Here is a 3207-nt window from a genome sequence, read left to right as displayed (position 1 = left end):
ATTCGGCTGCGCGCCGGACGAGATTTCTCCTCGATCGACAGGCCAGGCGCGCCGCGCGCGGCGATCGTCAGCGAGAATCTGTCGGCGCGTCTCTGGCCCGGCGAGTCCCCGATAGGCAAGCGCCTCCTGGACTCGTTCGGACGAGGAAAGGACAACCATCCGTCGCAGTGGCGTACGGTCGTCGGCATCGTCAGCGCCGCCCGCTACCGCGAGTTGGACCGCACTCGCTACGATCTCTATGTCCCGGTTGGGCAGGCCGCGGAGTTCGAGCCCGAGAACGTCGTCGTCAGGGCCGCGGGCGATCCTCGCCGCCTGAGGCCGGCCGTCGCAGCGTTGCTCTCGAAAATCGATCCCCAGCTCACCGCCGCGGACGTGACCACGATGGACGAGGCGCTGCGTGAGGTGCGCGCGCCGTGGCGGTTCAACATGCTGCTCTTCAGCGTGTTCGCCTGCATGTCGATCGTGCTCACCATCATTGGTATTGCGGCACTCGTCGTGTCCACGGTGAACGGGCGACGGCGCGAGATCGGTGTGCGGATCGCGATGGGAGCGCGGGCGCACCAGATCGTGTCGTTGTTTGCCCTCCAGGGCGCGCGGTCGATCGGTATCGGCGTGTGCCTTGGAGTGGTTGCGTCGTTGCTCGCTTCACACCTGCTCGCCGATCTCCTGTTCGACGTCGCGGCGAGCGACCGGCGGACCTTGATGACGGTAGCCGCCGGCGTGTTCGCCCTCGGCGTACTCGCGACGTATCTGGCGGCGCGGCGTGCCTCGGCGCTGGATCCGGCAAGCGTGTTCCGCGAGGCGTGAGCGCCTACTTTTTCGGCTCCGCGGTCGGCGGCAGAATGCCGTTCAGGCGCAGATAGGACGCCGCCGTCGAATAATGATCATCAACAGGGTCATGATTTCTCATCTCCTTCGTCGTGGTTCGTCCAGACCAACAGGTCGCCCGGCTGACACTGCAGTTCGCGGCAGAGCGCATCGAGGGTCGAAAAGCGAACCGCCCGGGCCTTGTTCGTCTTGAGGATCGATAGATTGGCGAGCGTCAGATCGACCCGCGACGCCAGCTCGGTGAGCGTGAGGCGGCGATCGAGCATCAGATGATCGAGTTTGACGCGAATCGGCATGCGCGGCCTCAGACCGTCAGCGACTGATCTTCGTCGAGGCGCGTGCCCGTCCGGAACGCCTCGGCGAGCACGAACAGTATCAGCGCGCTGACGATGGACAGTGCGTTGAGGTGGGGTGACGCGGTGAACCGCAGGTGGTCCGCTGCGAAGTGTGATGCCGCGTACGCGTGCGCCCCGTAAACGATGAAGGCGCGACAGAGTTCGGCCAGCACGAACGCCAGCCCGAGCCGGCGGATCCGCCCGGCGTTGGCCGGTGCGAATGGCTGTCCGTCGCGAGCCGCACGACACAACGCGGCCAGTTCGGCGAGCACCCAGAGCGTCAGCCCCGTCATGGCCGCCACCGCGGTGACCGCAACCCACGGCCGATCAGGCGCCGCCAGCCGCAGCAGTCCACTGCCGCGCTCGATGGCGCCGGCGCGATGTCGATCGATCGACGTCACCTGCGCCGTCGCGCCGTCGAGATCGAAGGCCACCGGCAGCACCATCTGGGCGTCTCGCCCGGCCGCGAAGTTGGGCTCGCCGTTGGGCCCAATCTGCAGTCGGACGTCCAAGACCCTCGTCAAGACGAGGCCACCTAGAACGACCGTTCCGACGAGCACCCACCACCACAGCACCGTGAAGAGGGCGGCAAGGCCTGCCGCCAGCGCGCGCGGGTTTCGAGGGCGTTCCATGTATCAACTAATACGATAAAAGTTTATCGATTGTCAATACGTATAGTATTCACGGCAACTAACCGTTTGCGCGCTCTATGCCCATACACCCTGCGCCCCACGCGTCCTCGACGGGACTGGCGGCCCTGGACCTAGTGCGGCGCTGATAGCCGCCGCGCGTGCACGAGCGACGGCACGTCCGGAATCCAGGCGGGCAGGATTGCGCTCGCGGCGAAGCCTTCCAGCTCGTTCGCCACGCCCGTCCAGAGCGTCAGAGCCACGAGCACGACCGGTCGCTCCAGCACGAACACCGCGGTCATCGAGCCGGCCATCAGAATGCCGAGCGCCTTCGACGACCACATGTGGTACGACGCGATGCGACCGAACTTGGCCACTTCGAACGTCGCCCGCGAGACGTGGACGGCGACAAGGACCGACAGTGGCAGCGCGCAGCCGTCGAAGACGCCGGGGACAGAGACGCGCATCGCCACCGCCGCGGCGACGTAAAAGAGGGTGTCGACCAGCGTGTCGGCACGGCGCAGGCCAGCGGTCGCCAACCCCATCCGGCGCGCGACGATGCCGTCGAAGACGTCGGAGAGGAATGCGGCCACCAGGACCACGGCCAGCAGCGGTCCCGGCAGCCCGAAGCACGCCAGCACGAACATGGCCGGGGCGCAAAAGGCGCGGAACGCTATGAGCACTTCCGGCGGCGACAACACCATGCCCTGAAAGGCGCAGGACACTGCCGGACCGGCTCATCGCGATAAGATCACCCGATCCTCCGATCATCCGATCACCCGATCCTGAGATCCCCGATGCGCATAGCGCTAGCCCAGATCAATCCCATCAGCGGCGATCTCTCCGCCAATACGGCGAAGCTGCTCGACGCCATCGCCGAGGCCACGGCGCGCGGCGCCGATCTTGTCGTCGCGCCAGAGATGTCACTGCCGGGCTACTGCATCGGCGACTTGATCGAAGACGAGGCGTTCGTCGACGCCAACGAGACGGCGATGCGGCGGATCGCCGACGCGGCGCGCGGGATCACGGCTGTGTTCGGCTTCATCGACCGCGATCCGTCGCGCCGCAACGATCACGGCCTGCCTCGCAAGTACAATGCCGCGGCGGTGGTCCGCGACGGCCTCGTCCTGCAGCGCGCGCGCAAATCACTGCTGCCCAACTACCGCTATTTCGACGACAAGCGGTTCTTCAGTCCGGCCGACATCCGCGAGCCTGTCGCGATCGCCGCGGCAACCGGCGAGGTCAGCGTCGGCGTGTCGATCTGCGAGGACCTCTGGGACGAGTTCTACGCCGTCAAGCCGCTGCCAGAGCTGGCCGCGCAGGGCGCGTCGGTGCTCCTCAACATCAATGCCTCGCCGTATTACCCCGGCAAGCGGCGGATTCGTGAGCGGCTCATTCAGGAGCACATCGCCGCG

5 protein-coding genes are annotated in these 3207 nt (G+C 66.6%); 2 read left to right on the top strand and 3 right to left on the bottom strand.

Translation table 11 applies throughout. The features are described 5' to 3' along the window. Positions 1-807: FtsX-like permease family protein (locus tag VGI12_03505; protein HEY2431715.1), on the top strand; the 807-nt coding region annotated here is incomplete at its 5' end. Positions 808-896: 89 nt separating this feature from the next. On the opposite strand, the gene VGI12_03500 is transcribed toward VGI12_03505, so the two are convergent. The 3 genes from VGI12_03500 to VGI12_03490 all read right to left on the bottom strand — a co-directional run bounded on the left by VGI12_03500 (position 897) and on the right by VGI12_03490 (position 2517). Continuing rightward, positions 897-1124: a helix-turn-helix transcriptional regulator gene (locus VGI12_03500; GenBank protein ID HEY2431714.1), complete on the bottom strand. Its 228-nt coding sequence runs from the start codon at positions 1122-1124 to the stop codon at positions 897-899. 8 nt (positions 1125-1132) lie between these two features. Further along, entirely contained in the window at positions 1133-1795 is a 663-nt protein-coding gene (locus tag VGI12_03495) for a DUF2975 domain-containing protein (protein ID HEY2431713.1), read from the bottom strand. A gap of 131 nt (positions 1796-1926) precedes the next feature. Beyond that, positions 1927-2517 carry a CDP-alcohol phosphatidyltransferase family protein gene (locus tag VGI12_03490; GenBank protein ID HEY2431712.1) on the bottom strand — a complete coding sequence of 197 codons (591 nt, stop codon included), beginning with the start codon at positions 2515-2517 and terminating at the stop codon, positions 1927-1929. Positions 2518-2589: 72 nt separating this feature from the next. Between VGI12_03490 and VGI12_03485 the strand changes: the two genes are divergently transcribed. After that, positions 2590-3207, top strand: a 618-nt coding sequence (locus VGI12_03485) for a nitrilase-related carbon-nitrogen hydrolase (GenBank protein HEY2431711.1), incomplete at its 3' end; no start/stop codon positions are given.

This window comes from Vicinamibacterales bacterium, from assembly GCA_036496585.1.
Classification (GTDB): Bacteria; Acidobacteriota; Vicinamibacteria; order Vicinamibacterales; family 2-12-FULL-66-21; genus JAICSD01.
This window is presented reverse-complemented; position numbering and strand designations above follow the sequence as displayed.

Coding starts and splice junctions, on each gene's coding strand:
- VGI12_03500 (HEY2431714.1), bottom strand. CDS start 1,124: ATGCCGATTCGCGTCAAACTCGATCATCTGATGCTCGATCGCCGCCTC.
- VGI12_03495 (HEY2431713.1), bottom strand. CDS start 1,795: ATGGAACGCCCTCGAAACCCGCGCGCGCTGGCGGCAGGCCTTGCCGCC.